The 24,346-nt window shown below is 47.4% G+C and carries 17 protein-coding genes and 1 tRNA gene; 9 read left to right on the top strand and 9 right to left on the bottom strand.

The genetic code is table 11. The features are described 5' to 3' along the window. Window positions 1-518 precede the first annotated feature (518 nt). Window positions 519-1,382 carry an AraC family transcriptional regulator gene (locus DXB92_RS07215; protein WP_117733355.1) on the bottom strand — a complete coding sequence of 288 codons (864 nt, stop codon included), beginning with the start codon at window positions 1,380-1,382 and terminating at the stop codon, window positions 519-521. A gap of 332 nt (window positions 1,383-1,714) precedes the next feature. Between DXB92_RS07215 and DXB92_RS07210 the strand changes: the two genes are divergently transcribed. Beyond that, window positions 1,715-3,694, top strand: a complete 1,980-nt coding sequence (locus tag DXB92_RS07210) for a TIM-barrel domain-containing protein (protein WP_117733354.1) — start codon at window positions 1,715-1,717, stop codon at window positions 3,692-3,694. An 88-nt stretch (window positions 3,695-3,782) separates the two neighbouring features. Here the strand turns inward: DXB92_RS07210 and DXB92_RS07205 are convergent, their stop codons facing one another. Together DXB92_RS07205 and DXB92_RS07200 are read right to left on the bottom strand one after the other, a co-directional pair. Further along, window positions 3,783-5,582, bottom strand: coding sequence for an O-antigen ligase family protein (locus DXB92_RS07205; RefSeq protein WP_021682175.1), 1,800 nt, complete (start codon window positions 5,580-5,582; stop codon window positions 3,783-3,785). Window positions 5,583-5,813: 231 nt separating this feature from the next. Then, window positions 5,814-6,638, bottom strand: a complete 825-nt coding sequence (locus DXB92_RS07200) for a Cof-type HAD-IIB family hydrolase (protein ID WP_021682173.1) — start codon at window positions 6,636-6,638, stop codon at window positions 5,814-5,816. Between the two features lie 119 nt (window positions 6,639-6,757). Between DXB92_RS07200 and DXB92_RS07195 the strand changes: the two genes are divergently transcribed. From DXB92_RS07195 to DXB92_RS07170, 6 genes are all read left to right on the top strand, one after another. After that, window positions 6,758-7,630 (top strand): polysaccharide deacetylase family protein, encoded by an 873-nt coding sequence (locus tag DXB92_RS07195; RefSeq protein WP_117733352.1) that lies wholly within the window; start codon window positions 6,758-6,760, stop codon window positions 7,628-7,630. Window positions 7,631-7,644: 14 nt separating this feature from the next. Then, a complete protein-coding gene (locus DXB92_RS07190; RefSeq protein ID WP_117733351.1) occupies window positions 7,645-8,748 on the top strand; it encodes a stage II sporulation protein P in 1,104 nt (367 codons plus the stop codon). Window positions 8,749-8,755: 7 nt separating this feature from the next. Next, on the top strand, window positions 8,756-9,064 hold the full coding sequence (locus DXB92_RS07185) for a hypothetical protein (protein WP_147330033.1): 309 nt from the start codon (window positions 8,756-8,758) through the stop codon (window positions 9,062-9,064). A 149-nt stretch (window positions 9,065-9,213) separates the two neighbouring features. Next, window positions 9,214-9,290 (top strand) — tRNA-Arg (locus DXB92_RS07180). Between the two features lie 65 nt (window positions 9,291-9,355). Then, entirely contained in the window at window positions 9,356-10,135 is a 780-nt protein-coding gene (locus DXB92_RS07175) for a class I SAM-dependent methyltransferase (RefSeq protein ID WP_181976962.1), read from the top strand. Window positions 10,136-10,137: 2 nt separating this feature from the next. After that, a complete protein-coding gene (locus tag DXB92_RS07170; RefSeq protein WP_117733349.1) occupies window positions 10,138-11,001 on the top strand; it encodes a radical SAM protein in 864 nt (287 codons plus the stop codon). A 225-nt stretch (window positions 11,002-11,226) separates the two neighbouring features. Here the strand turns inward: DXB92_RS07170 and DXB92_RS07165 are convergent, their stop codons facing one another. Genes DXB92_RS07165 through DXB92_RS07150 form a run of 4 tightly spaced genes read right to left on the bottom strand, consistent with a single transcriptional unit; the run spans window position 11,227 to window position 14,755 of the window. Then, entirely contained in the window at window positions 11,227-11,484 is a 258-nt protein-coding gene (locus tag DXB92_RS07165) for a hypothetical protein (RefSeq protein ID WP_021682167.1), read from the bottom strand. Continuing rightward, complete coding sequence (locus DXB92_RS07160) at window positions 11,453-12,157, bottom strand: HAD family phosphatase (protein WP_117733348.1); 705 nt, start codon at window positions 12,155-12,157, stop codon at window positions 11,453-11,455. The genes DXB92_RS07165 and DXB92_RS07160 overlap by 32 nt, the downstream gene beginning before the upstream one ends. Continuing rightward, a complete protein-coding gene (locus DXB92_RS07155) occupies window positions 12,154-13,494 on the bottom strand; it encodes an SGNH/GDSL hydrolase family protein (RefSeq protein WP_117733347.1) in 1,341 nt (446 codons plus the stop codon). Before DXB92_RS07155 ends, DXB92_RS07160 begins: the two co-directional genes overlap by 4 nt. A gap of 25 nt (window positions 13,495-13,519) precedes the next feature. Continuing rightward, window positions 13,520-14,755: an SGNH/GDSL hydrolase family protein gene (locus tag DXB92_RS07150; protein WP_117733346.1), complete on the bottom strand. Its 1,236-nt coding sequence runs from the start codon at window positions 14,753-14,755 to the stop codon at window positions 13,520-13,522. Window positions 14,756-15,007: 252 nt separating this feature from the next. Between DXB92_RS07150 and DXB92_RS07145 the strand changes: the two genes are divergently transcribed. Further along, a complete protein-coding gene (locus DXB92_RS07145) occupies window positions 15,008-17,566 on the top strand; it encodes a glycoside hydrolase family 44 protein (protein ID WP_181976961.1) in 2,559 nt (852 codons plus the stop codon). Window positions 17,567-17,644: 78 nt separating this feature from the next. On the opposite strand, the gene DXB92_RS07140 is transcribed toward DXB92_RS07145, so the two are convergent. Both DXB92_RS07140 and DXB92_RS07135 read right to left on the bottom strand, forming a co-directional pair. Continuing rightward, window positions 17,645-19,891 (bottom strand): DNA topoisomerase (ATP-hydrolyzing) subunit A, encoded by a 2,247-nt coding sequence (locus DXB92_RS07140; RefSeq protein WP_117733344.1) that lies wholly within the window; start codon window positions 19,889-19,891, stop codon window positions 17,645-17,647. Window positions 19,892-19,905: 14 nt separating this feature from the next. Then, window positions 19,906-21,885 (bottom strand): toprim domain-containing protein, encoded by a 1,980-nt coding sequence (locus tag DXB92_RS07135; protein ID WP_117733343.1) that lies wholly within the window; start codon window positions 21,883-21,885, stop codon window positions 19,906-19,908. Window positions 21,886-22,211: 326 nt separating this feature from the next. On the opposite strand from DXB92_RS07135, the gene DXB92_RS07130 reads away from it, so the two are divergent. Next, window positions 22,212-24,002: an ABC-F family ATP-binding cassette domain-containing protein gene (locus DXB92_RS07130; protein ID WP_117733342.1), complete on the top strand. Its 1,791-nt coding sequence runs from the start codon at window positions 22,212-22,214 to the stop codon at window positions 24,000-24,002. Window positions 24,003-24,346 lie beyond the last annotated feature (344 nt).

Here is a 24,346-nt window from a genome sequence, read left to right as displayed (position 1 = left end):
AATAACCTAAGGCAATACCGCACAAAGAGCGTCTAGCGACTTTGCACGCCATCTGCTTGCAAATTTCCCTTCAGAGCCTGTTTCGTATCTTCCCGCACGCATCTTGCGTGCATATTTTCCGAGATATTTCGGGAAAATACTCGAAAATCCACAAAGGATTTTCTCCGTTTTTCCCTTCATCTCTCAAAAAATCTGACGACGCAATCTGCATACGTCAGATACGAAACAGGCTCTCATATTTCACAAAAATGCTCGTGAATACATCAAGTATTCACTCCGCTTTTTGTTTCATCTGACGAAAAATTTGACGACGCATCTGTCGCACAATCTTTGTGCGGTATTGCCCTAAGTTCATTATAGCACGTCAGCAACAAAGATGTCAATGAAGAATGCAAAAAAACAGTTTACCTTTTCGTTACTTTTCACAAAATTGAATTTACTTTGTGAAATACTTCAAACAGAATATTGCGTATTTCAGAAAAATATGCTATCATTAGAGTATCCAAAGCATTCCATAGCTATTTTGAAAATGTACGCATTCTTTTTCGGTATTCTGTAGGAGAACAGCCTGTGACTTTTCGGAATTGCCGGTTGAAATTGGAGATGTTCCGGAACCCGCAGTCAAATGCCACTTCCAGAACGCTTTTGCGGGTATCTCCCAGTAACCGGCATGCCTGATTGATTCGGAAGTGGGAAATATATTCTATTGCTGTAAATCCCACATGTCTTTGAAACTGGTTCATAAAATAGCTCTCGCTCAAGTGTACTACTGCTGCAAGCTGTTGAATGGTAATGTTCTCCTGAAAGTGTTCCTTGATATACTCCAAAGCCGGACGAATCATCTCCCCTGCTTCCTGAAAATTCGGAACCATTTCCGCCTCCGTTTCCAGCAGCCAGAAAAAGCGGAACAGTTCTCCACGCAGAAGCATGTCCAGCTGTGGTGTGTCCTCTTTGGCACAGGCAAAGACCGTTTCTACAATTGATTCCATCACCCTATAATAATGATGCTTTGGTGTGATGTGCATCTGTATCTGCATACTGCCGGTGGTCAGCGGCTTTACGCATTCCTGTATGCAGCGGTCGGATTCTGAACTGCCGAAAAGTTCTGGACTGAACACCAGCGTATCATAAATCTGGTGCATTTCCGGACAGGGATAGACGGAGTGCATCACATTAGGCGGAATCACAATAATATCTCCGTCAGCGGAACGAAATTTCTGTTCGCCGCAGGTAAATTCCGCAGAACCGGTACGGACGAAATTGATTTCGAATTCGCTGTGCCAGTGCATGGGAGCGTAGGCAAACTGATCTGGAATGATACATTGATAATAGCTGTAGGGTTTGATCTGAGAACTGTGTATCCGGTTTTCTCTGTAATTCATAAAATTCCTCCAAAAAATAGGATCGTATCAGTATATCGTAGAATAACAATAGATTTTTAGGTGATTTTATCGTATTATATCATACAGAAGGAAAAATTGCAAGGGCAATGTCCTCATATACAAACACCAAGGGCAATACCGCACAAAGAGCATCTGGCGACTTTGCACGCCATCTGCTTGCAAATTTCTCGTCATATTTCACAAAAATGCTCGTGAATACATCAAGTATTCACTCCGCTTTTTGTTTCATCTGACGAAAAATTTGACGACGCATCTGTCGCACAATCTTTGTGCGGTATTGCCCAAGAGATAATTTGAAAGGAAGTGCCATTATGATCAAAAAGTATGTATTCGGAGCACCGTTCCCTACCAATGCTGTTGTCACAGAAATGGGAACCGCAAAGGACAAGCTGCCGTTTCTGGAAACTGACAATCAGGGAACTTTTACCTATGCCCTTTCTGAAAATGATATTGTATACGGTCTGGGCGAACAGATTCGCGGTATCAATAAGCGGGGCTGGCAGTATGTGAGCTGGAACTATGACAATCCCAACCACCATGAGGATACTCGTTCTCTTTATGGCTCTCACAACTTCATTCTCATTCGCGGTGATGTGACATTTGGAGCATTCTTCGACTATGCCGGAAAAATGGAATTTGACATCGGCTATACTCGGCGGGACCTGATGCAGATCAAGGCGGCAAAGAATGATCTGGTAGTTTATATCATCACTGGTGAAAATGAAAAGGACATTGTCAAGCAGTTCCGGAAAATCATCGGCAGAAGCTATATTCCCCCGTTCTGGGCGTTCGGTTACGGTCAGAGCCGTTGGGGTTATAAGACCGAGCAGGACATTCGCGAGGTCGCAAAGCAGTATCAGGCTGCTGGTATTCCGCTGGACAGCATTTATCTGGACATTGACTATATGGAACGCTACAAGGATTTTACCGTGGACACTGAGCGTTTTCCGAATCTGAAAGCTCTTGCGGAAGACATGAAGCAGCAGGGTATTCATCTGGTTCCGATTATCGATGCCGGTGTAAAAATTGAAAAAGACTATGATGTTTACGAGGAGGGCGTACAGAACAACTACTTCTGTAAGAATGCAGAGGGCGGCGATTTTGTCGGTGCTGTATGGCCTGGTCGGGTGCATTTTCCGGACTTCCTGCAGCCCGATGCCCGTAAGTGGTTTGGTAAGAAATACGCCGTTCTGACAGAACAGGGTATTGACGGTTTCTGGAATGATATGAACGAACCGGCAATTTTCTATACCGAAGATCGTCTGGCAGACACTTGTGCAGAGATTGAAAAACTGACTTCCGGCAACATGGGCATTCAGGAATACTTCGCATTCACTGGCATGGTGGCAGGACTGAACGGCAATATCGGTGACTATGACAAGTTCTATCACAATGTAGACGGCAAAATGGTGAAGCACAGTGAAGTACACAACCTGTATGGCATGAATATGACTCGCTCTGCCTTTGAGGCATTGCAGGAGATCTGCCCTGAAAAGCGGACGCTGTTCTTCTCTCGTTCTTCTTATATTGGTGCACATCGTTACGGTGGCATCTGGCAGGGTGACAACAAGTCTTGGTGGTCCCATATTCTTCAGTCTATGCAGCAGCTGCCGGCACTGAATATGGCTGGCTTCCTCTTTACTGGCTGTGACACTGGCGGATTTGGCTGCGATACTACCGAAGATCTGATGCTCCGCTGGCTTCAGTATTCTCTGTTTACACCGCTGTTCCGCAATCATGCTGCAGACGGCACCCGTGAACAGGAACTCTATCGTTTTAACAATGTTGCTGCTGCCGGAGAAATGGTCAAGATTCGCTATAGTCTGATTCCGTATCTCTACAGCGAATTCCTGAAAGCAGCTTTGCACGACGAAATGATGTTCAGACCCCTTGCTTTTGATTTTCCGGAAGATGCTGAAGCAGCACAGGTGGAGGATCAGCTTTTCCTCGGCAATGAACTGATGATCGCTCCGATTTACAAGCAGAACGCACAGGGACGGTATGTTTACCTGCCGGAAGAAATGATGCTGGTACGTATGAAGTCTTACGACAACTACGAAACAGAGATTTTGCCGAAGGGGCATCATTATGTGCCGGTGGCTCTGGACGAACTGGTGTTCTTTATCCGGAACCAGAAAGCAATTCCGTTTGCAGAGCCGGCTGAGAGCACAGCAAAGACCGATTTGAGCACGCTCCGGCTGCTGGGATATGCTGATGCTTCTTATGAGTTGTACACCGACAACGGTGTTTCTCCCGATCCGGAAGACAGCCTCTCGGTTTCTACTCTGTAATATCAGTTTTTATAAAAAGAAATATTGAAAATCCCGCTGTGCTGATTGTATGCACAGCGGGATTTTTTTATGTTTGAGAAAAGGCGTTTTATTCTTCTGTACCGACAGTCATTTGCCGCCAACCGATTCCCAGCAGGAACCAGAACATTGGAGCATGGTAAATCAGGCTATCATTGAAAAATGCCGTTAACGCATAAGATAACACTGAGAGCAGCAGTCCGGTGCGGAATGCGTCCCATTTTTCCTGCTTTCCGAAACACTTCCGGAAACCGCATACAAAGAACAGCACCAGTACACCCAGAATCAGCAGCATAGACGGAATTCCGGTATCCTGTGCCACTTGCAGATACCAGTTATGCGGTTTGTTGTACAAGGCGTACACACCGAAGATGTTCAACAGTGCCGGCAAGTCATACTGATTCAGATAGAAAATTGTGGTGGCAGGACCGTGTCCCAGAATCCAGCAGTCCCGTAGTGCAGAAATGGTGTTTGCCCAGACAAATACTCGCCCGTTCAGATAGGGATAGCTCTGCTGAAGAGATTTTGAACTGCTTACTTCCGGTACCTCTGTCAGCGGCGTTTGTCCTACGCCCAGTGCAAGCCAGCTGCCGTTTTGCCGTACCACTTCCAGCGGCGTGGCATAGCCCATCAGAAAATCCAGTCGGTCAGACTGCACCTGCACCTGACAGTGTTTCAATTCCGGTTCGGCAAAGGAACAAGTCATGCCGTCTGCATCGATTTGCGGGGTGACTTCTGTGCCGTTGCAGGTGAATGTCAGTTCCTGCGGTGTCAGATTGTTTCCCGCGGTAGCCACACTGAATGTGGTGTTCGCATTTTTTACGGAAACGGTGTTTCCATTCAAATCGATAGATAGAATCCGGAAGGTTTCCTCCTGTGCCATGCCGATCATGGTGTGCCGGAATTTTTCTGACAAAGTGTCACCGTTCCGGCTCCACAGGAATCCTACACTGCCAAAAACCACTGCGGCGGCAGTAACACCGCAAAGGCAGCCTTTGACTATCGGTTTCCAATTGGTGTGGAATGCCCAGATCAGCAGAAAGACAACTGTCAGTCCAAAGCCCAGCAGAATCGCATTCATGACCTTGGAGAGCAACAGTGCCGTTGCCAGCAGAACCGCTGCCAGAATCTGTACCAGTAAACGTTTGGTAGTTCCCTCGCGGGTAATCAGCGAAACTACTACCGGTAAAAGCATTGCACAGTACATGCCGAGATAGTCTGCATTGCCAAATGTCAGTGATACAGCATCGCCAACGCCGACTGTTCCCTGCAAGCCGCCCAGAAATTGCACGATTGCACTATTGTAATAGCAAATGCCGGAGCGTTCCAGCAATGCCAATACGCCCAGTACAATAGAAAGCACCGTCAGACAGCTTTTTACAAAGTCTAAAACTTCTTTTCGGTCGATCCAGTACCATGCCGCCGCAAACACGACTACGTAACCTACCAGTGCCAGATAACCCTCGTACAACATGTAGATGCCCAGCCACGATTCTGTTGCATACTCTGATGTAATAGTGGACAGCAAGCCCAACAGCAAATAGAGCCCCAGCAGAATAAATACCACTGCCGTAAGACGGGTCATTGGCAGTTTTCGCTTTGGGCGGAGTGCAATCTGCTCATAGAAAAACCAGATCACGCCGGCAGCCGCGATTCCCAGCAGGAAAAATTCCCGAAAAAGCTGTTCGAAATCACTGTAGCCGCCGTCTCCCAGAAAATAGGCAGACCGCACTGCTTGTGGGATTTCTACCGTCAGTGACCTTGTGAGAAACGGGAGAATACACAGGCAGACCGCCAGTATTTTCCCCGGCAATGTCAGCTTTCGTGGTGATGTTGAAAGCGTGACGGATGTTCGATGTTTTTGTTCCATAGAAATTTTCAACCTTCTTTCTTCGAACCGATTTGTTTGTAATCGGTTTCGAGATTCCTTTCCACAAAATATGGTAGGCAATACCGTACAAAGTCGCCAGACGCTCTTTGTGCGGTATTGCCGGTATATATACGGAATTGCTGGAAAGAGCTGTTTTCTTAACCGCTTCATACAGCATTTCTTCTATTATAAAAGAATTCTGGCAAAAAGTCAATCTTTTCCTTGCAAAAATCAATGCAAATATTCCAGAATTGTCTTTGCAACGCCGTCTTCTGTGTGCGATAAGGTGATTCGGTCTGCTGCTTGTTTGCAGGCATCGGAAGCGTTTGCCACTGCGACACCGATTCCGGCATAGGCAAGCATTTCTGCATCATTGTCCGCATTGCCAAATGCCAGAATATTTTCTGCCGGTATGCCGGTTTGTTCTGACAGAAACCGCAGCCCATTGGCTTTCCCTGCTTCTGCATGGGCGATTTCCACCAATTCCGGTGTGGAAGATGTTACGTAAATATCAGCGATTTCCTGTTGCACCTGTACACGAAGCCGGTCTTTTTCTGCACATTCCGGACAAATCAAATCGATGCAGTCTATTTCATGTTGATGTTCCAGCAAAAACGCTGTCATATCGGCTACTGGTTTTCGTGTTCGTTTTAAATATGCTTGCAACGGTGCCGCCTGCCGGTACTTTTCCGGATTGTTCAGATATTCTTCCGGTGCGTACATCTGTCCGCCTATGCCGGCTTCTATCAGAAAAGTTCCTGCCGCTTGCTGCATTTTCAGCAGATCCAGAACTGCCTGCTCCGGCAATGTCCATGCACACAGCAGTTTTCCGGCAGGCAATTCGGAAACCGCTGCTCCGTTGGATGTGACGGCATAACGAATGCCAGCAAAATGACGGATTTTTTCCGGCAGTGCTGTAAAGGCACGCCCACTCGCTACAACAATGCAGATGCCCTGCGAAATTGCCTTTGTCAGAGCATCTTCCGCGGCAGCAGACAGGGTGCTGTCCGGCTGGAGCAGTGTGCCGTCTAAGTCCAGTGCAATCATTTGTACCATGAAAAAACCTCTCTCTGTTATTTTTGGGAAAAACCCTTCATATAGTATACCACACGATTATGTATTGCACATGAACACATGCCGGTACTGCATGAAATGGGAAAATGGAGGGAAGAACTATGTACCACAGCTGGAATTTGCGAAAACTGCTTCGATATATTGCCTTTGATATGGCACTGGTGCTTGCGGCAATTCTCCTGACGCGGGCAGGCAGACAACACTTTGCGGCGGTGGACAGTGCCGGCGGTGTTTCCCTGCCGGTGCTGATGTACCACGGCATTGCACCAGTGCCGGAAACCCAGTATTGCATTTCTCCGGAAACGCTGGAATCCGATCTGCAATATTTACAGGAGCATCACTACACAGCAGTATCTCCGGAAGAATTGATCGCCTATACAGAGGGTACTGGTGACTTGCCGGAGAAGCCAGTGCTGCTGACATTTGACGACGGCTTATATAACAACCTTAGTCTGGCACTGCCGTTGTTGGAAAAGTATGATATGTGTGCGGTGATTTCCGTTGTGGGCAGTTTTGCAGATGTCTATGCTCCGGACGCTCCTCACAACGATATATATTCCTATCTGACGTGGGAAGATATGCAGCAGTTAGAAGATTCCGGACGGATCACTCTCGGAAGTCACACCTATGACATGCATGAAAACGGCACCCGCAGGGGCTGTGCCAAAATGGAACAGGAAACGGAGGAAGCCTATCACGAAGCACTGTATACAGATCTTTCCATGCTGCAAACGGAATTTCAGGAAAATCTACACATACAGCCTACAGTGTTTGCCTATCCCTATGGATTTGTCTGTCCGGAGAGTAAACCGGTGCTGGAAGAACTGGGCTTTCAGATTACGCTGACTTGTCTGGAAAAGCCGAACTTCATTACCAGAAATCCAGCGTGTCTATATGGCATCAACCGTTACAACCGATTTGGAAATTGCAGTACTGCGGAAATTATGAGGCAGATTCTGCCGGACGAAAAATAGGGAGGTCTTTCATTATGCACAGACGGTTTCATAAAAGGCGGTGGACGCTGACTTGCTTTCTGGCGGCAATGGTGATTCTGCCGACTGCTGCGGTTCTGCAAAAAGATAATGATGCACAAAATAAGTCTGCCGCACATGCCTATGCTGAAAAAGAGGGTGCTGCACAGTCTGTTTCATGGAATGTGGTTTCCGACGGCTATGGCTGGGAGGAAGAAACCGCACCAGTAGCAGCAGAAATTTCGGCGGAACTGCCGGAACAAAAAGCCTCCGCAGATGCCGGAGAAAAGCCGTATCCGGAAAGCTGGAATCTTAGTTCAGACACCAGTGTGCAGCGTACCAGTTATGGCACGTATTCCGGCACACGGTTTTTCAGTTTGTTTTCCGCGGGGCAGGTACAGAACAAAACCAGTATTCCCAACAATACGCTGATTGCAGAGAGTACGGCAGCACCGGCATTCACGATCGAAACCAGCGGCGAACCGCAGGTGTTGATTATGCATACGCACACGACAGAATCTTTTGAACCGTATGTGCGGCAAAATTTTGATCCGGCGTTCAACTATCGGACAACAGATCCGGCGTATAATATGGTGTCGGTTGGAGATGCTATTACTGCACAGTTGGAGGCTGCCGGCATTGGCGTGATCCACAATACGACCATTCACGACTACCCTTCTTACAATGGTTCCTATGACCGCAGTGCTGAAACAGTCAGGCAGATTTTACAGCAGTATCCGTCTATTCGGGTGGTGCTGGACATTCATCGGGACGCGATTCAAAAGGATAACACACTGATACAGCCGGTTGTGGAAATCAACGGCAAAGAATCTGCACAAGTGATGATTATTTCGGGGTGTGATGACGGTACGATGAACATGCCGAACTACATGCAGAATTATCACTTTGCCTGTCGGCTACAGGAAAATATGGAAGACATGTATGCAGGACTGACAAGGCCAATTCTGTTTGATTACCGGCACTATAATCAGGATCTGACTACGGGCAGTCTGCTGCTGGAAATCGGCACTCACGGAAACACGCTGGAACAGGCACAGTATGCCGGTGAACTGGTGGGAAAGGCTTTGGCTCAGACACTTTTGAAATTGAAAAAGGAATAAAAGCAACATGAAACAAACTCATCGCCGCCGTTGGAGGCGGCTTTTGCAAGGGCTGTGTCTTTACGGATTGCTCTGCGGGTTTTTCTGGGCATATCTGACTGTGCAGACACGTTCACAAAACCGTATGACCCATACTCCCGCCGCTATGGCACAATTGACCATACAGCCGAACCAGACGGCATCACTTTGCCTTGCAGCACAGGAGTATCGTTGGGAACTGCCGCGGTTAGATTCTCAGTGGCTTTGGCTGGCAGCACTGCCGGACACTGCCGGAAATGGTGCGGTACTGCTTTGGCAGCTGCTGACAGACTGGTAAGGGATCACTGCGTTTCCAGATTCTCTGAAAATTTTCTGTGAACATCTCGGATATTTCCGCAGAACCTCTTGCATTTATCCTGAGAATGTGCTATAATAAATAAGTCGTCAGACAAGATAGATACGATTCTGATGATGTTTTTCCGATATGCGCCTGTAGCTCAGCTGGATAGAGTGTCAGACTCCGACTCTGAAGGTCGTGCGTTCGAATCGCATCAGGCGTACCAACCCACCTAAGGTTTTACTTTAGGTGGGTTTTGTTTTTATCAGCGTGCGGAAAGGAGTGCGTTTTATGCAGCGGCAGAATATTGACAGCGGCAACGCGTTCGACTGGGGAAAGACTTCTCAAGATTACGGAAAGTTTCGGGACATCTATCCCCCGTTATTTTATCAGAAAATAGTGGAGAGAAATTGCGGCACTGCCGGACAGGAAGTGTTGGACATCGGAACAGGAACGGGCGTTCTGCCCCGAAATATGTACCGGTTCGGGGCACATTGGACAGGCAGCGATATTGCTCCAAATCAGATCGCAGAGGCAAAACGGCTTTCGGCGGGTATGGAAATCTCCTATCTTGTTTCGCCGGCGGAGGAACTGGACTTTGCCGGAAAGCAGTTTGACTGCATTACTGCCTGTCAGTGCTACTGGTACTTTGACAATCAAAAGGCGGCTCCGGTATTTGCAAGGCTTCTGAAGCCGCATGGGAAACTGTTGCTGCTCTGCATGGAATGGCTGCCATATTCAGACAAGATTGCTGAAGCCAGCGAAAAACTGGTGTTGCAGTATAATCCAAAATGGAGTGGAGCAGGAGAAACCAAGCATCCGATTTCCGTTGCACCGGAACTGTTGGAATACTTTGATCTGACCTATCACGAGGAATACGAATTGGACGTGCCCTTTACCCGCACCAGCTGGAACGGTCGTATGAAAGCTTGTCGCGGTATCGGAGCTTCGCTGACGCCGGAAGAAATTGCGGCATGGGAAAAAGAACATTTGCAGTTGTTGGAGCGTATTGCACCGGAGACATTTTTGGTACGGCATTATGCGGCAATTGCGGAACTGCGAAAGAAGTAAACATGCATCGGATACAAGCAAAAAACATCTTATCTGCCACAAATGGTATGAATCTGTATCGTGGTTGCACACACGGCTGCATCTATTGCGACAGTCGTTCGGCATGCTATCAAATGGAACACGATTTTGAAGATGTGGCAGTGAAAGAAAACGCTCCACAGTTGCTGGAGGAAGCTTTGCGGAGAAAGCGGCGGCTCTGCATGATCGGAACCGGTGCCATGAGCGATCCGTATTTACACTGCGAAGAACAGCTGGGGCTGACACGGCAATGCCTGGAGTTGATTGCAAAATATGGATTTGGTGCAACGGTATTGACGAAGTCGGATCGCGTTTTAAGAGATCTGGATTTGCTGCAAAAGATTCAGCAGAATGCAAAGTGTGTGGTGCAGATGACGTTGACCACGTGGGACGAAACGCTCTGTCGCATTCTGGAACCCCATGTCTGCACCACCAGACGGCGGTATGAAGTGCTGAAGATCATGCAGGCAAATGGAATTCCAACGGTGGTATGGCTCACGCCGATTTTGCCGTTTTTAAATGATACAGAGCAAAATCTCCGCGGCATTCTGGAATACTGTTTTGATGCTGGTGTAAAAGGCATTTGCTGTTTCGGTATGGGCGTTACTCTGCGGGAAGGCGATCGGGAATTCTTTTATGCACAGTTGGACAAGCATTTCCCCGGCATGAAAGAGCAGTACATACGTCGGTTTGGGAATGCTTATGAGTGCTCCAGTCCCAATCAGGCACGGCTCATGACAATTTTCCGCGAGTCTTGTGCCAAGTATGATGTCATGTATGAACCAAATCAAATTTTCGCCTACTTGCGGGAATTTCCGGAATGTCATCGGCAGTTGTCTTTGTTTTAGTGTGCTGTGTGAACGCTAAGAAAACGCTGCATAAAGCCCGTCTGACGGCTTTGCACGCAATCTGGTTACATGAGCTTTATTCAGTATTGCCCTAATTTTATATGTTCTCAATCAAATAAAATTAGTATACTATGTAAAAGATAAATGATTCACAAAAAAGTCACCGTCATCATAAAAGTAAAATCGTCCTGAAGAAACAGACTTTCTTCAGGACGATTTTTGTTGTTATTTTCCGGTAGGTGCTTTCGTTTCCAGCCAACGCAGCATTTCGTGGAACCCGTCTTCTGTCATGGGATACGTCTGTTCCTCCTCAATGTCTGCCAGTTCCGAACAAAGACGGCTGTGCCAGATCTGCACGGTGAAGTTCTCCCCCGGTATGATCTTATAGCTAAGCTTGCCGTAGCTGCCGGTAAAAGTGTTTCCGAATTCAAAATAGGTGTACTGTGGAATGTCATAGACTTCCGATGCAGGATTTTTTCGCATGTTCTTTTTCTCCTATGCCAGCCGCCTGAAGCAGCGGAATGACTTCTTTTAAATTTTCGGCGATGCCAAACAAGCGGTCCCTGTCCCCTGCTTCCGGCGGTGTCAGGTCGGGAACCAGAATCACATTACAGTGTGCGGACAGCCCTGCGGTAATGCCGTTGGGCGAATCCTCAATTGCCACGCACTGTTCCGGCGGCAAGTGCAGAGCCTTTGCCGCCACCAGATAGATGTCCGGATCCGGCTTGCCGTGAAGCACCTGATTACCGCCGACAATTTGCGGAAACTGCCCAGCCAGTCCAGCCAGTTCCAGCCGCTGTTCTGCCAGTTCTTTGGAGGTGGCGGTGGCAATGGCATAAGGCAGTCCGGATTCACGGCAGAATTGCAGCAATTCTGCAATGCCGGATTTCTGTTCTACGCCGTGCTCTGCAATATATTGGGAAACCAGTTCCCGCCGGCGGTCACGTACTTTGAAATAGTCAAAGTTTTCTCCGTAAAGCTGCCGGAAGTAAGGCTGGGCGTGGGCGGCACAGCAGCTTCGGACATGCAGGGCGGCTTCTTCTGACATGGGATACCCCAGTTCCTTTGCACTTTGCAGCCAGCAGCGGAAATAGATTTTTTCCGTATCCAGCAACACGCCGTCCATATCAAAAATCAATCCGCGAATGGTGCTCACTGGTTCTGTCCTCCTGCATTGGTCAGCATCTGCCGCAGGGCTGCCAAGTCGAAACCATTTACCATGGAATCCGTGTACACGTCAGCACACTGATATGCCTGTTGGGAAATGGTTTCACTGCCCAGCAGATAACGGCACAGGCGAACGGCATCGGTGATGTTGACGGTACCGTCCAGTGTGACATCACCCTTCTGCCATGTCGGCTGTGCAGAAGTTTCTGTGGTTGATGTGGTTGTGTCACTTTCGCTGACAGAAGACGAAGCTGTTGTCGTTTCTGTAGTAGTTTCTTCCGACGATTCTGTTGCAGAGGTTTCTGTAGAAATGGTAGTTGCTTCTGTTGTGGTCGAAACGGTTGTTTCTGTTGTTGCTTCTGTAGAATTTGTAGTTGTTTCAATTGCAGTTGTTGTGGTTTCGGTAGCGGTAGTCACTTCTGTCGTTGTTGCAGGTGTCGGTGTGGGTGTTGTACCGTTCAGGTAAGCAGATACCTGCTCCGACCAGTATTTTCCCATGCAGGCGTAGCCGGCTTCATTGGGGTGTACGCCGTCCTTTAATCCCGTTTTCACATCTACAACGCTATTGATGTCTGCAAACCGAATTCGTGCTCCGGCAGCCTGCTTTTTCTCTACCAGTTCTTTGACAGAGGCATTGTAGTTGTCTACGCTCTGCTCTACCAGTGCTGTAAATTCTTCCGGATTGTTTTCATAGGAATAGCCGCTGGACTGATATGCCCAGAGCCAGTCATGCCGTACTGATACGTCAATATCCGGTACTGATGTCACGAACAGCATGCTGTTGCTGTCTATGCTGTCCAGCAACTTGTCTACCAGTTTTTCCAGACGGTCTGTAATGCCAGCATTCTGGTTGTCAAGCAGATCATTGGTGCCGATTTGCAGCAAGACAATATCCGGATCGTATGCTTCGATCATATTGCCTGTGACATTGTTATTGTAATAGGTCGTGTCAAAAATGGTTTCATACAGTCCCTGCCGACTTCCGATTTTCTCAATGGCATAGCCGCTGTAGCCGGCATGGGCGGGGTCATACTGGAATGTTACGCCGTCAGAGGTGGTGTAGGAAACAGAATCAGACCAGTTGTTTTTCGGTCCCACCATATCAAAATTGGTAAATCCTTTTTGCTGCATTTCGTAGCAAAAGTATTTTCGATAGCCGTTGTCCCCGTTGATATAGCCGTCTGTAATGGAGTCTCCCATTGCCAGAATCCGTATCGGTTCTGTAGTGTCTTCTGCGGCAACCGGTGCAGCTGCCATACCGGCTGCAAGGGGCAGTACGCCGATACAAAGGCTTGTTAAAACGGCAAGTATTTTTTGTTTCATCATATTATTCTTCCTTTCATGTAATTCCTTATTCCTGAATCAATTTGACAAGAGCATCTGTGATCACAGTGCCGCCCTCGTCATTCGGGTGTTGTCCGTAAACGGTTTTTGAAGCATCTGACGGGTCTGCCAACAGGGAGGCAACATCAAAATAAGTCGCTCCGTTGTCCTTGGCAATGCCCTCCACCGTTTCGTTATAGGCAGTTCGAATTCCATCCAATTCTGGTGTCATGTCAAATGGCGGAGAGTTCCACAAAATCGTGCGAATGCCGGCATCGGTACAAGTTCTGGTGATCTTCCGGACATCTGCTTCGATTTCTTCCGGTGTGGCATGACCAGTGCCACCATAAGGTCCGCTGATGATGTCGTTGGTGCCGAATGCCACGGTAATCAGATCTGCACCGGCAACAGCACGATTCAGCCAGTTGCCCTGCCGGGCACAGTCAGAGGCACGGGCATAGCCGATTCCCAGATTCCACAGGCTGTAATCTTCTGTACCCAATTGATCCAGCAGCTGGGCTGCCCAGAATTGATACCCGAATTCGGAAGTCTGGCATCCCTGTGTGACAGAGTCCCCCAACGTGACAATTCGAGTCTTGACTTTTCGGTCACAGCCCACAAGCTGGGGCACAGGAATTTCATTGGTGTAGAGGAATCCCTTTCCGTCCCCGTTATCAGCATAGGCGTAGGTCAGGTTAGACATGGCAATTGCCGGAATATTCGTGCCATTGACTGTCCATTCCCACAGCAGATAGTGTCCTTCCGGCACGTTCAGCGTTACGGGATCGCTCCAGAAAGTTTCGTCAGGAGCGACTTCTTTGGTCGCACTGCCGGAAAAGGTCACGGCTGCGGAAACTGTTGGTTCCACGTTGGCATCGAATTCCGTGCCGCCATCATAGACAGTTGCCTTTTCAATGGTGTAGCTGCCGCCGGACATACCCACATAACTTTCGCTGCCGTCACCCCATGTGGAATCTACCGTATTGGAAAAGTAAAACCGGTAGTCATACTCCCCTGCCGCTTCTACCGGAAACCATGCCCGATAGGTCACATGTTCTGCGTTTTTGATAACGGTATTGCTGCCAGTAGAAATCACGGTATTGGACACGTAAGTATCCAGCAGAGAAAGTTCCTGATCTGCTGTTGAAGTAGTTTCGGCACTTTCTTCTGTTGGCGTACTTGATGTGCCGCAGCTTGCAAAAGCTATGGTCAATGCTACCGTTGTTAGAAGTGCCAAAATTTGTTTCCGTTGGATTCTTTTCATACAACGCCTCCCGTCTTTTTCATCATGACTCATTGTAGCACGGCAATTTTCTTTTGTCAAGGACAATTTTATGCTTTTTCTTTTTGCAAATTTGTTTCTTAAAATAAATTTATGCACAATAAAATTGCAGTGCTGTTAGAATTTTTTATACGAAACGCTTGCTTATAGAGCAAGAATATGCTATAATAAAAATGTTCGTAAGAAAATTGGCATGAAAGATGTATGCCACAACTGAAAAAAAGGAGAATTGAAATGAAAAAACGCATCTTCGCGGGAATTACGGCAAGCATTCTTGCTCTTTCCTGTGCTGTACAAGTGCCGGCAATTTTGTCCGCTTCGGCTGCTGGAAATTATGAAATGCAGTTGAACATCAAATTGAACGGTGAAAAGAAAGCAATCAGCCCGTATATCTACGGTGTGAACGAAGCCGGAAATTCAACCAGTTTGAAAAAAGTGACAACGCATTCGCTGCGGCAGGGCGGCAATCGTTTTACTGGCTACAACTGGGAAAATAATTATTCCAATGCCGGTCGGGACTGGAACGATAGTTCTGACACAAACATGGGAGATGTAACAGACGGTCCGGCATATCAGGCACGCCGACTGTCGAAGGAAGCTGCTGAAAACAACGTAGACTACAAAATGGCAACGCTGCAAATGGCGGGTTATACTTCCGCAGATAAAAATGGAACTGTGGCAGCTTCGGAAGTAGCACCGTCCTCTCGTTGGAATAAGGTGGAATTTCAGAAAGACGGTGCACTGTCTGACACGCCGGATCTGACGGACGACACGGTATACATGGACGAGTATGTCAATTACCTGATCAATAATCTGGGGGATTCTACAACTTCTACCGGTATTCAGGGATATAATCTGGACAATGAACCGGTACTCTGGAATGATACGCACCCCCTGCTGCACAAGGACGAAGTTTCCAACAGCGAACTGATCTCCAAGTCGGTTGCTCTGGCAAAGGTGGTAAAAAATCTTGACCCCAATGCAGAAATTTACGGTCCGGCATTCTGGGGAATTCTCCCCTGTGTACAGGCAGGAAGCGGCGACAACTTCAAGGATCCGGATTGGGAAGCTGTCAAAGGACAGTATTCGTGGTATATGGATTACTACCTGAAACAAATGGCAGATGCAGAGCAGGAAAACGGCAAACGACTGTTAGATGTGGTTGATGTTCACTACTATGCACAGGACTGCGAAACAGATGACGGCATTTTGCAGGCGGCGAGAAGCCTGTACGATCCGAATTACAAGGAAAACAGCTGGCTGACACAGTGGTTTGGGGGTTCGTTCCCGTTCCTCACCAGAATGCAGGAGTCTATTGACAAGTACTATCCGGGTACCAAGCTGGCACTGACGGAGTATAATCTGGCAAACATCAGCAAGGAATCTACAACTGGAAAATCTGTAATTTCTGCCATTGCAGAAACTGAAGCGTTGGGGGCTTTTGCCGATCAGGGCGTATATTTGGCAACCTATTGGGGAACACTTTCTCTTTGTCCGTATGTGACCAGTGCGATCAACCTTTACACTAACTATGACGGCAATGGCGGTGCATTCGGGGATACCCTTGTGGAGTCCTCCTCTGCTGACCTGTCTAAGGCGGCAATCTTTGCGGCAATTGATGGCTCTGATGACAGTGAAGTGACTACAGTGATTTCCAACAAGGATAAGGAAAATACAGAAAAAGCGGTTATTTCTCTGGAAGGCACAGACACTGACTATCAGAGTGCTGTTGTCTATGCTATCACACAGGACAGCAGTGATATTCAGATTCTGGATGTGCAGAATGATGTTTCCGGCAATCAGGTAACTGTAGAACTGCCGCCGTTGTCTGTGGCTCAAGTGGTGATTTCTGACGAAAAGACCAATGTGACAATTCCGGAAAAACCGAATATTGAAATCAAAAAGACCACTTACAATATCAGCGATTTGTCGACAAATACCGCAGGCAATCCGATGATTCCGCTGGGTGACAAGGAACACCTGAAAGAAATTATTGTGAACGCTACTGTGTCTTCGAATGCCGGATCTTCGTGGGCTGTCGGCGGCGGAGCTCTCTGCTTTAACGAAGTCGTGAAAAAGGGTTCTTCCTCTGCTGGCGTTTGGGGAAACAAGTCTTTCCAATACCGTCTGGGCACAAGTGATATAACAGTTCCTTTTGACGATCAGTTTACTATTTCTTTGAGTGACGGCAAGAGTGAAAATATTACTGGTTCCTGCAATGATGAAAGTGCAGAATTACAGAACTGGTGGGCTTCTTCCGAAAACGATTCCAAAAATGGCGAAGATATCTCTACTACATTTAATACAGTGACATTGGTGTATGAATACAATTATGACAAACCGGACGAAACGACTACAACGCCGGCAGAAACAACCACAACAACAGAAACAACGATGACAGAATCCACTTCGGAAACTGTTTCTGAAACCACTGCTTCTACAGAAGAAACAGCATTGACTACAGAGAGTACCGCTGCTTCGACGGAAAGCAGCACCACCACTGCTGTGTCCTCGGAAGAAACAACCACGACTGCAACAGAAACTACCTCTGCTGCAACTTCTTCTGAACAGGTAAACCCGTCCGCAGTTTTGTATGGCGATGTTACGCTGGATGGCAGAGTGGATATTACTGATGCGGTGCTGCTGAACAAGGCAACTGCTGGTCAGGTAGAACTGAATGTACAGGCAAAGGGCAATGCCGACTGCAACGCTGATGGACAGACGGACAGCAATGATGCAATTTGCCTGCTGCGGTTCTTGGTGCATATCATCAATACGTTGCCGGAACAGTAAGCCTCTGCAAATATTTATGACAACGAAAGCCACTCCGATTTTGGAGTGGCTTTTTTGTTTGGATTCGTTTAACAATATTTACAGAAGCGAAAGCTGTCCGCTTTCCGGCAGATCTTTCGCCATGCCACCAGTTGCCGGAATGGTTTTTACACGATATTTTTTCAGTGCAATGCATTCTTCTTCGTTCAGCACACGTGCTTCGCAGACAAGGTGTTTTGCTTTCAATGTGACTACCTGTACGCCCTGTGTATCACGGGTGGACTTTGCGGAAATCAGTGCAGTATCTGCCAGCACTGCCCGATTGCCGTCTGTACGGAAAAAGACAGAGCAGGATTCCTCGCCGCTTGGAATTTGCAGAATTTGTACCAGTGGCGAACGGTCGCTGTAAGCCTTTTGCAGCTTCTTACGGTTGGTTTTCGTTGCGTAGGCAGACATCGGTACACGGGCCGCCTTTCCGTTGGCAAATACAAAGAGCAAATCACCTTGGTAATCTGCGGTGGCAATCATTTGCACCACGAATTCCCCGTCAGCAAATCCCAGTTTTGCCGGAATGTAATCGCCCATGACGCTGGCTTTGGTTTCCGTAAAGTCGCTGGCTTTGGTTTTGTAAACCTGCTGTTGGTTGGTGAAAAACAGCAGTTCGATGCAGTTGGTGGTTTCCAGATGACAGACGATCTGGTCTTCCTCTTTCAGCTTTTGTTCGCTGCTCATGCGGAGAGAAGCTGGTGTGATCTTTTTGAAGTAACCACTCTGCGACAGAAACAGGTGTACCGGATAATCGGGAATATCTTCTTCGTCTGGTTCTTCCTCGATGTCAGACGCATAATAGAACAGTGTCTTTCGGGGCTGTCCGTATTTTTTTGCGGTTTCTTTCAACTCTGCAATGATGATTTTCTTCATCTTTTTCGGATCCGCAATGGTTTCTTCCAGTTCGGCAATTTCCTGTTTCAACTGGTCGATCTCCTGCGTGCGTTTCAGAATGTATTCCCGATTCAAGTGCCGCAGTTTGATCTCTGCCACATATTCTGCCTGAATCTCATCAATGCCGAAGCCGATCATCAGATTTGGTACAACATCTGCTTCTTCGACGGTTTCCCGCACGATGCGAATTGCCTTATCAATGTCCAGCAGGATTTTTTCCAGACCAAGGAGCAGATGCAGTTTTTCCTGTTTTTTCTGGAGATCGAATACCAGACGGCGGCGGATACATTCCAGACGAAATGCAGACCATTCCTCCAGAATTTCTCGCACGCCCATAACGCGGGGTGCTCCGCCGACCAGAATATTGAAGTTGCAGGAGTAGTTGTCTTGCAGCGGTGTCATGCGGAACAGCTTCTGCATGACCTTTTCCGGATCAGAGCCTCGCTTTAAGTCAATGGCGATCTTCAAGCCGTCAATGTCGGTTTCGTCGCGGACGTAAGAAACTTCCCGTAGTTTGCCCTGTTTGATGCAGTCCACGATCTTGTCTTTGATTGCTTCAATGGTGGTGCTGTACGGGATCTCTGTGACTTCCAGACAGTTGTCCTGTTTGTTGTAGTTCCATTTTGCACGGACAGTTACGCTGCCGCGACCGGTATCATAAATTTTTTGCAGTTCTGTTTCATTGTAGAACAGAAAGCCGCCGCCGGGAAAATCCGGTCCTTTCAGTGTAGACAGAATATCATGCTCCGGATTTTTCAGCACGGCAATGGTTGTTTCGCAGACTTCTGCCAGATTGAACGGGCAGACGCTGCTTGCCATGGAAACGGCAATACCTACATTGGCATTAACCAGTACGGTGGGAAATGTTGCCGGAAACAGTGTCGGCTCCTGCATGGTATTGTCGTAGTTCGGAACAAAGTCTACTGTGTCTTTGTCAATGTCCCGAAACAGTTCGTTACAAATCGGTTCCAGTTTGACTTCCGTATAACGGGAGGCGGCGTATGCCATATCTTTTGAATATGCCTTACCAAAGTTTCCCTTGGATTGCACGTAGGGGTGCAGCAGTGCCTCGTTGCCTCTTGCCAGACGCACCATGGTTTCATAGATAGCACTGTCACCGTGGGGATTCAGCCGCATGGTCTGCCCTACAACGTTTGCCGATTTGGTCAGCCCGCCGGTGAGCAGTCCCATTTTATACATGGTGTACAGCAGTTTCCGGTGAGAAGGCTTGAAGCCGTCGATCTCCGGCAGTGCACGGGAAATGATAACGCTCATGGCGTAGGGCATATAGTTTTTTTCCAGTGTATCTGTAATTTTTTCTTCTTCCACAATGCCGGCACCGGCAATATAGGCATTGGGAATTGCATTTTTCTTTGGTTTTTCAGATTGCTTTTTTCGTGCCATTTTTGCCCTCGCTTTTATGAAATGTCCGCCAGTTCCAGATACTCGCTGCCGTATTCTGCAATGAAGTCTTTTCGACCTTGCAGGTCATCGCCCAGCAGAATGTCGAACATCTTTGCTGTTTCTTCGATGCCTGCCGCAGTCACCTGAATCAGCCGGCGGGTTTCCGGATTCATGGTTGTCAGAGCCATCATGTCTGCTTCGTTTTCGCCCAGACCTTTTGAACGCTGGAGGGTGTACTTCTCCCCTTCCAGTGTTGCCAGAATCTCTGCTTTTTCCTTTTCGGTATAGGCAAAGTATGTCCGCTTTTTGGTTGTGATTTCAAACAGCGGAGATTCTGCGATATACACATAGCCTTTGTCGATCAGTGTCGGTGTCAGACGATACAGCATAGTGAGAATCAGTGTTCGAATCTGGAAACCGTCTACATCGGCATCGGTACAGATGACAATTTTATTCCAACGAAGACCTTCCAGATGGAAAGAGGAAATATCCTTGTTTGCCTTGGTAGTAACTTCTACCCCGCAGCCCAGCAGCTTGACAATATCAGTAATGATCTCGTTTTTGAAGATCTTGTTGTAGTCTGCTTTCAGGCAGTTCAGGATTTTGCCACGAACCGGAATGACTGCCTGAAATTCTGCATCTCGTGCCATTTTTACGGAACCCAATGCAGAGTCACCCTCTACGATGTACAATTCCCGACGGGACAGGTCTTTGCTCCGGCAGTCTACAAATTTCGGGATCATGTTGGTGACGTCAATGCTGCCGGTCAGCTTTTTCTTGAGGTTCAGACGGGTCTTTTCGGCATTTTCACGGCTGCGTTTATTGATCAGCACCTGTGCTGCAATTTTTTCTGCTTCGTCCGGATTTTCAATGAAGTAGATCTCCAGCTGATGCTTGAGGAATTCCGTCATGGCTTCGTAGATAAATTTGTTGGTGATCGCCTTTTTGGTTTGGTTCTCATAGCTGGTTTCTGTGGAAAAACTGGAAGAAATCAGCACCAGGCTGGATTCCACGTCCTCAAATTTCAGTTTGGCTTCACTTTTCAGGTATTTGTTATTCTGCCGCAGATAGGTATCGATCTGGGATACCAGTGCCTGCCGCACAGCTTTATCCGGCGAGCCGCCGTGTTCCAGCCAGCTGGAATTGTGATAGTATTCCAGTCGCTGCACCTGATTGGAAAAGGTCAGAGCCACATTCAGCTTCACCTTATAGGTCGGCTTATCCTCACGGTCACGGCCCTCTCGCTGGCAGCTCCAGTTCTGTACGGAAGTCAGTGTGTTTTCTCCGGCGATTTCCCGCACATAGTCTGCAATACCATTTTCGTAGAGATACTGCCGTTCGGTAAAAGTGCCGTCAGCTTCTTCTTTTCGGTAGAGGAACAACAGGTTCGGGTTGACAACTGCCTGCCGCCGCAGAGTGTCACAGAAATAATCATCTGGTATTTCGATCTCTGTAAAAACGTCCAGATCCGGCAGCCAGTGAGTTCGTGTGCCAGTCTGCTTCTTCTTGGTCGGCTTCTTTTGCAGTCCGCCTACATTGACACCCTTTTCGAAATGCAGGTTGTACTGAAAGCCGTCACGAATGATCTCTACGTCCATGTAAGAGGAAGCGAACTGTGTGGCACAAAGTCCCAGACCGTTCAGTCCCAGAGAATACGCGTAGTTGTCATCATTGGAGTTGTATTTACCGCCTGCATAGAGTTCACAGTAGACCAGTTCCCAGTTATAGCGGTTTTCGTTTTTATTGAAATCTACCGGACAGCCTCTGCCGAAGTCTTCCACTTCAATGGAATTGTCCTGATAGCGTGTCACGACGATCTTGCTGCCGTATCCGGCACGTGCTTCATCGATAGAGTTGGAAATGATTTCAAAAACCGAATGGGCACAGCCGTCCAGTCCGTCAGAGCCAAAAATGACACCGGGGCGTTTTCGTACCTTGTCTGGTCCTTTGAGCATCGTGATACTTTCATTATCATAAGATTGCTTTTTCGCCATGTTCGTTCCTTTCTACCGGAAAAGTTCCGGCTTTTTCAGCGGTTTTTCTGCATGAAAAAGTTTCCGCTTGTAGTGCATTATTCCTATCATACCACAAAACTAACGGAAAATCAAGCTTTTTCTGAAATTTTGAAAGAATCAGCATAAGAGCTCTCACAGAATTGCCGGATTTTTTTGTGGTTCTGCCTAGGAATTTCATTTGGACAGTATTCTGTCAGCTTTATGTGCAGTTGTCATGGGAATTCAAAGAAATGCGTTGATTTTTGCATGGATTTCTGCTATAATAGCAGAGAATAAGAACACTGAAAAAGAGAGGCTATGCAACTATGATATTGTTATCTGCACAAAATATTGCCAAGACATATATGGAACGAAAAGTACTGGACGACGTTTCCTTCTTTTTGAATGAGGGTGATAAGGTGGGGATTATCGGCATCAATGGTACCGGAAAGTCTACACTTTTGCGAATCCTTGCCGGAGCCGAGGAGCCGGACAGCGGTAATGTCATTCGCACTAACGGAATCCGCATCTCATACCTGCCGCAAATTCCGGAGTTTGAACCGCATGGCAGCGTATTGGAACAAGTCATGCTGCATCTGCCGGCAGACCTCAAAGAGGCGAAGACGTTTGAAGCAAAGTCGATTCTGGGAAAACTGGGCATTACAGACGAAACCAGAGATATTAGTACATTGTCCGGCGGCGAAAAGCGGCGTGCCGGCATTGCTGCTGCTCTGATTCAGCCCAGCGATGTTTTGCTGCTGGACGAACCGACCAACCATATTGACAACGAAACGGTTCGATTGCTGGAAGAACAGTTATTGAAATATCGGGGTGCCATTGTTATGGTAACCCACGACCGGTACTTTCTGAACCGCATTACCCGAAAAATTGTTGAAGTAGACAGAGGAAAGATTTTCGAATATGAGGGAAATTACAGTACGTATCTGGAACAGAAAGCACAGCGGGAAGTTGACGCAGAAGCAAAGGAACGAAAAAATCGTTCTTTGTATCGGCAGGAGTTGGAATGGATTCGCCGCGGCGTTCGTGCAAGAGGCACCAAGTCTAAGGATCGGATCGCACGGTTTCACGAATTGGAAAATCGTGAGAAGCCAGCAGAAGCAGAAAAAATGCAGCTGCAATCGGTTTCCTCTCGACTGGGAAAGAAAACTGTGGAAATTCATGCAATCACCAAGGCTGTGAATGGCAGAATGCTGATTCATGATTTTTCCTACCAACTTCCACGCGATGCCAGAATCGGCATTGTTGGGCAAAATGGTGCCGGAAAGTCCACGCTGATCAAGATGCTCTGCGGACAAATCTCGCCGGACAATGGTTCTATTGAACTCGGTGATACAGTACGCATTGGCTATTTTTCTCAAGAGTGTGAAAGCATGGATCCCAACCAGCGAGTCATTGATTACATTCGGGAAACTGCAGAGCGAATTCAAACACCGGACGGCACGGTTACTGCGGCGACAATGCTGGAGCGATTCCTTTTTACTTCAGAATTACAGTGGAATCGAATTGAAAAGTTGTCTGGCGGTGAACGGAAACGGCTTTATCTTTTGAAAGTGCTGATGACTGCCCCAAATGTGTTGCTGCTGGACGAGCCGACCAATGATCTGGACATTGCAACACTTACTATTTTGGAGGACTATCTCCGCAGTTTTCAAGGGGCTGTTCTTGCGATTTCTCATGACCGGTATTTCTTAGACAAAATGGCTTCAGAAATCTGGGAACTGACGGGAAATGGCGAGGTTCGTCGCTATAATGGCAATTATCAGGATTACATGGAAAAGGCTCTGCCGGAAAATGCGACAGAAAAGCCCAAAAAGCAAACGGAAAAGAAAGAACGCGTTTTCAACGGCAGGAAAAAGCTGAAGTTTTCTTTCAAGGAGCAGCGGGAATACGATACCATTGATGATGAAATTGCCGATTTGGAAGAACAGATTCGGCTGACAGAAACGGAGATTACTGCGAGTGTGTCGGATTATGTGAAGCTGCAGGAATTGTCTGACCGGAAAGAAGAACTGGAAGTGCTTCTGGCAGAGAAAATGGAGCGTTGGGTGTATTTGAATGATCTGGCGGAACGGATTGCGAATGGGGAAATGGAGTAAAATGTGATAGAATAAGAGCGTGTTCTGTTTTTCGCAGGGCCGAAGAATTCTGGATTTGTATGTTGTACGTTGGGAGATTGAAGTCTATTTCCGTGATTGCAAGATGAAGCTTGCTGTTGATAAGTATCAGATTCGATCCGCAAATGGAATCAAACACTTCTGGCTCATTGCATCTCTTGCTTACATGATCGCTTGCTTTGAATCAAAACGGTACAATTTCTCGGAAGGATATCATTTGCTGTCCCAAATGATTCGAAGAGAGCAGATCTCTTTCGTTTTTGACTATGCTCAAAACGGTGGGGATAAGTCTGCCCTTTTGGAGAATATTGCTTAACCACTTTTGT

Origin of the sequence: Ruminococcus sp. OM06-36AC, from assembly GCF_003438725.1 — a bacterium.
Lineage (GTDB): Bacteria > Bacillota > Clostridia > Oscillospirales > Ruminococcaceae > Ruminococcus_C > Ruminococcus_C callidus.
The sequence above is the reverse complement of the archived record's forward strand: the minus strand, read 5'-3'. Positions and strand labels throughout refer to the sequence as shown.